Here is a 4,912-nt window from a genome sequence, read left to right on the forward strand (position 1 = left end):
TTTTAAATCTGCAAAAAAGAATTGGATCCTGAATCGCAAAGATTTTCCAATTCGTGCGACTTACAGTCGCACGTTCGGAAAATCAGCGTTCAGGATGACAGCCGTGTTGGTTTCACTGAACAGCCCTGGAACTGGTACAGTGCCAATAGATTTTCCTCTCCGTTAATGCTAGAATTTTTCTAAACAAATACTAAAGCAAGGCGCGAAATGGCAGATAGAAACAACCTAAGTATTTTTCAAAGAACTTTTGAAATTGGCGATCAACCCTACTCCTTCTTTAGTCTTGAGATTGCTGAGCGCCAGCTGGGATCCCTTTCGCACCTACCTTTTTGCTTAAAAGTCATTATTGAAAATTTGCTACGGTTTGAAGATGGTCAAGCTGTCACAGAGCAAGATATCCAATCGGTCATCAAACACCCAGATCCTGAAAGCAAAACCCATGAAATCGCCTTCAGGCCGGCACGAGTCTTAATGCAAGATTTTACAGGGGTACCTGCAATTGTCGATCTGGCAGCCATGCGCGAGGCTATAATTCAGCTGGGAGATGACCCCTGTAAGATTAATCCCCTAACTCCGGTTGACCTGATTATCGATCATTCGGTTATGGTCGATCAATTTGCCAAACCTGATGCGTTTGACGTCAATGTCACCAAAGAGATCGAGCGCAACAAAGAGCGGTACAGCTTTCTCAATTGGGGCCAACAGTCGTTTGAAAATTTCAGGGTGGTACCTCCAGGAACCGGAATTTGCCACCAGGTAAATCTTGAATACCTTGGAAAAGTAGTATGGACGGAGGCGCAAAATGGCACCCTTTTGGCATACCCTGACACGCTTGTAGGGACTGATAGTCACACCACCATGATCAATGGTCTTGCAATTTTGGGCTGGGGTGTTGGCGGAATTGAAGCCGAAGCAGCAATGCTGGGACAACCTATCTCGATACTGATTCCTGAAGTGATCGGATTTAAGTTGACCGGGGGCCTGCGTGAAGGCACAACCGCCACTGACCTGGTTCTGGCGGTGACACAAATGCTGCGCAACAAAGGAGTGGTCGGCAAGTTTGTCGAGTTCTATGGACCTGGCCTTGATCAACTAACCATTGCAGATCGCGCAACCATTGCCAACATGTCACCTGAATATGGTGCCACTTGTGGCTTTTTCCCCATCGACCAAGCCCTGCTTGATTATCTAAAGTTTACTGGACGACCTGACTCTCACGTGCATCTGGTTGAAGCTTATGCAAAAAATCAGGGGCTTTGGCGCACTCCTGAGGCTCCAGATCCACTCTTTAGTGACACCCTTGAATTGAACATAGAAACCGTAGAACCTTGCCTGGCCGGCCCAAGACGTCCGCAAGATCGTATTCTCCTCTCGCAGTCTGTTACTGCCTTTGATGAGGCGCTAAGTGAAACTCAATCCAAGCCCAGCAAAGCACCAGCGGTCAGGTATAACAACCAAGATTTTATTCTTGAAAATGGCTCAGTTGTCATTGCTGCCATTACTAGTTGCACCAATACCTCCAACCCATCAGTCATGATCGGCGCGGGCCTTTTGGCCCGCAATGCCCACCAAAAAGGCCTGGCAGCGAAACCGTGGGTCAAAACTTCACTCGCTCCAGGATCTAAGGTTGTGATGGATTATTTGCACCAAGCAGGCCTAGTGAATGACCTGGAAAAGCTTGGATTTTATCTGGTGGGCTTTGGCTGTACAACCTGCATTGGTAATTCAGGCCCCCTACCGGGTCCGATCTCCAAGGCGATTGATGAACATGATCTCACTGTTGCCGGGGTACTCTCTGGTAACCGTAACTTCGAGGGGCGCATCCACTCGCAAGTTAAGTTCAATTACCTCGCCTCACCCCCATTGGTTGTGGCTTATGCTCTAGCCGGATCTATGGCTGTTGATTTGCAAAAGGACCCATTGGGTCATGACGGCCAGGGAAACCCAGTGTACCTTAAAGATATTTGGCCGACCCAAGATGAAATTCGAGCCGTAATCGGCCAATCTGTCACCCCTGAAATGTTTAAAACCCGCTACAACGATGTTTTCAAAGGAGACGAACACTGGCAAGCACTTTCAGTTGCCCCCAGCACAACATACGCCTGGCAACCAAAAAGCACTTATGTCAAACATCCTCCCTTTTTTAAGGGACTGCAATCCAAGCCACCACAAATTTCTGCTATTCGTGGTGCGCGCCCGCTGGCTATTTTGGGCAATAGCGTGACCACCGATCACATCTCACCGGCCGGTGCCATTGCAGCTGATAGTCCCGCGGGGCAATATCTACAAGAACATGGCATTACACCAGACCAATTTAATTCATATGGATCCCGCAGAGGCAATCACGAGGTGATGATGCGCGGCACCTTTGCCAACATCCGCTTACGTAATGAACTGGTTCCTGGAACGCATGGCGGCATGACACGACACATGCCCTCTGGTGAAGTTGTGTCAATTTATGATGCCGCTATGCAATATGCTAAAGAGCAAGTTCCCCTCGTCATCGTTGCAGGCCGCGAGTATGGTACCGGTTCCTCGAGAGACTGGGCCGCCAAGGGATCTCGTCTGTTAGGCATTAAAGCTGTCATTGCTGAAAGTTTCGAGCGAATCCATCGCTCTAACTTGATTGGTATGGGCGTGTTGCCACTTACATTTACAGAAGGGGTCAATCGCTTTATCCTTGGACTTGATGGTCATGAACTCTTTGATATAGAAGGATTTGAAGACAATCTAACACCGGGACAAGAGATCCAATGCCGAATCACACATCCCGATGGCCGCACACAAACAACAACCTTGCTATGTATGATTGATACATCTAATGAAGTTGAGTATTACCAAAATGGCGGTATTTTGCATAATGTGCTACGGGGGTCCAGAAATCAGAAATCAGAAATCAGAAATCAGAAATCAGTATAAAGTTAAAAGAATATGATTACTGATTTTTGGTTTCCAATCTCTAGTTTTTAACTTCTGAATTCTGATTTCTGAGCTCAAAAAGCTCATCTTTAATTTGTAATTTTTTGATTTTTAAATCGTGGATCAACAGTTCATCGGGAAAGGGCTGCTTATTTTCTTCAAAAATTTCTTCTTCTAAGTCTTCGTGCTTCTTTTTTAGTGCCTCAAGATGCCCCATCATTGCCATAAAAGCCTCCTATATAATTAAATACTCCCACTCTTATATGGTATCAGAATAATTAACTAAAGTCTATTAATATTTAACAAATGACAATATTATTTCTTGACCAAGCTACAAACAACCTTTGCATAACAAATCAATTTTCTATTTATGTTTCAATCGGTTATTAACAACATTTTCCTGCAGCCGAAATTTTGCCCATCTTGCGGTTGACAAGGGCTATCTTTTTGCGTTTTATATCTCAAGTTTATATAAAATAAATAATCCCCGCCGCAAGCGGCCGGGGTATTTATCGGCCTCAATGACCTTTTTATGGGTTACTCACTCTAGTGTAGAGCACCACATAATGGAGCTCTACACGAGAAGCGAGTACTTTGCGCCGCAAGCGGCGGGGCATTCAACCCAAAAGAGATTTTACATGTCTATAACACTAAATCTAAAGGCCAAGCCTTAGGAATCCACTGGTCAAACCAGTGGCTTTCCTGTCATTGAGTAATAACATAGGGCTTAAAGGCGGTTGAAGCTACAAAAGCTCGACGCGATAACTCAAATTCTGGAAGTTCAGTAGATTCGGAAAATTCACTACTTTCAGTGACTTCAAATCCGGCTTTTTTGATGGCCCTCCCTAGGATTTCTTCGCTAAAAAAATTCATTTTGTGACTTTCTGGGTGAGGGGGTATCAGATTCCAACCAGGAAAATCTTCAGGAAATTCGAGGTTCTCCTCTTTTATGTCTAAGAAGGCTGAATCAATATGATCCTGAAAAGTCCGAGTATAGTCACCTCTCACAAATGAAGTTTGATATTGTTTATTATTAGTAATTCTTTCTTCGTAAAGTATGGGAATTACTGCACGCTCAATCATTGATTCTAAAAATGAGGCTTTTCCATATTCGTACACCATATCCCACGGAGAGGCATAATTATCCTTTAAAAATTTCATTGAAATTTTATCTGGGTATGGGGTTAATGCTATGATATACAGTTTTCCACCAGGTTTGAGGATTTTATAACATCCTTGAAAGAAAGATTTTACTTGTTTAGGAGAAAAATAATGAACCAAGTTTGCAGAATAAACAGTGTCGAACCTTTGGTCAATATTTTCAAATACTTCAAATGCATTTCCATGTATAATATTTATATGGGATTCTATAAAATCTTTTGAAAAACTAGAGTTCAACTCCCGCTTAAAATATTCCAAATTCTTTTGACCAATATCATTAACGGTATAACTAAAATCTCTGTGAACAGCTTTGTTTATAGCTGTAATGGCTTTTAAAGCTGTTCTACCTAACCCACAACCAAACTCTATAACGTTTCCTCCATTTTGAGCAGTTTCCAATACATTATCTCTAAAATTAGGCTCACCGACACGCAGAGGGGCTAAGTCGCAACCACAATCATTGTATACAGCTAGTGCACCTCTCGGTACTTCTCTTGGCGTTTCATAATCTAGAAATTTAGATATGGGGAAGATACCAAAAGAGGCTAGACGACTGTGGAATTCACTACCTGCATCATTTTGTGATGATGACGCCTTAGCGCCAAAAAAACATGCAAAAAATAATGCCGTAAACAAAGCACTTCTGTAGAAAACTTTCATATTCCTAATCCTTTCAAACACCTGCTGCATTATGTGGATATAGAACATCAACTCCACAAAGTCAATCCCCCACCCAGGGCTGTTCAGTAAAAGCTTGCATTTTAGGTAAAATTTAGCTTTAGTATTGTCTAACCGTAACAAATGGAGGTTAAGATGTTACTAGAAATTCTCA

Annotated in this window: 3 protein-coding genes; 1 reads left to right on the forward strand and 2 read right to left on the reverse strand. The window is 43.1% G+C overall.

Translation table 11 applies throughout. The features are described from left to right. Nucleotides 1-207 precede the first annotated feature (207 nt). Nucleotides 208-2,919 carry an aconitate hydratase AcnA gene (acnA, locus tag ABFQ95_07570; GenBank protein ID MEN8237379.1) on the forward strand — a complete coding sequence of 904 codons (2,712 nt, stop codon included), beginning with the start codon at nt 208-210 and terminating at the stop codon, nt 2,917-2,919. 40 nt (nt 2,920-2,959) lie between these two features. On the opposite strand, the gene ABFQ95_07575 is transcribed toward acnA, so the two are convergent. Beyond that, entirely contained in the window at nt 2,960-3,145 is a 186-nt protein-coding gene (locus ABFQ95_07575) for a DUF465 domain-containing protein (protein ID MEN8237380.1), read from the reverse strand. Between the two features lie 479 nt (nt 3,146-3,624). Further along, entirely contained in the window at nt 3,625-4,740 is a 1,116-nt protein-coding gene (locus ABFQ95_07580) for a class I SAM-dependent methyltransferase (GenBank protein MEN8237381.1), read from the reverse strand. Nucleotides 4,741-4,912: the final 172 nt, after the last annotated feature.

Source organism: Pseudomonadota bacterium, from assembly GCA_039714795.1.
Lineage (GTDB): Bacteria > Pseudomonadota > Alphaproteobacteria > JAGOMX01 > JAGOMX01 > JBDLIP01.

What these genes read in the sequence shown, in the direction of transcription:
- acnA (MEN8237379.1), top strand. Translation starts at nt 208, where the DNA reads ATGGCAGATAGAAACAACCTAAGTATTTTTCAAAGAACTTTTGAAATT.
- ABFQ95_07575 (MEN8237380.1), bottom strand. Translation starts at nt 3,145, where the DNA reads ATGGCAATGATGGGGCATCTTGAGGCACTAAAAAAGAAGCACGAAGAC.
- ABFQ95_07580 (MEN8237381.1), bottom strand. Translation starts at nt 4,740, where the DNA reads ATGAAAGTTTTCTACAGAAGTGCTTTGTTTACGGCATTATTTTTTGCA.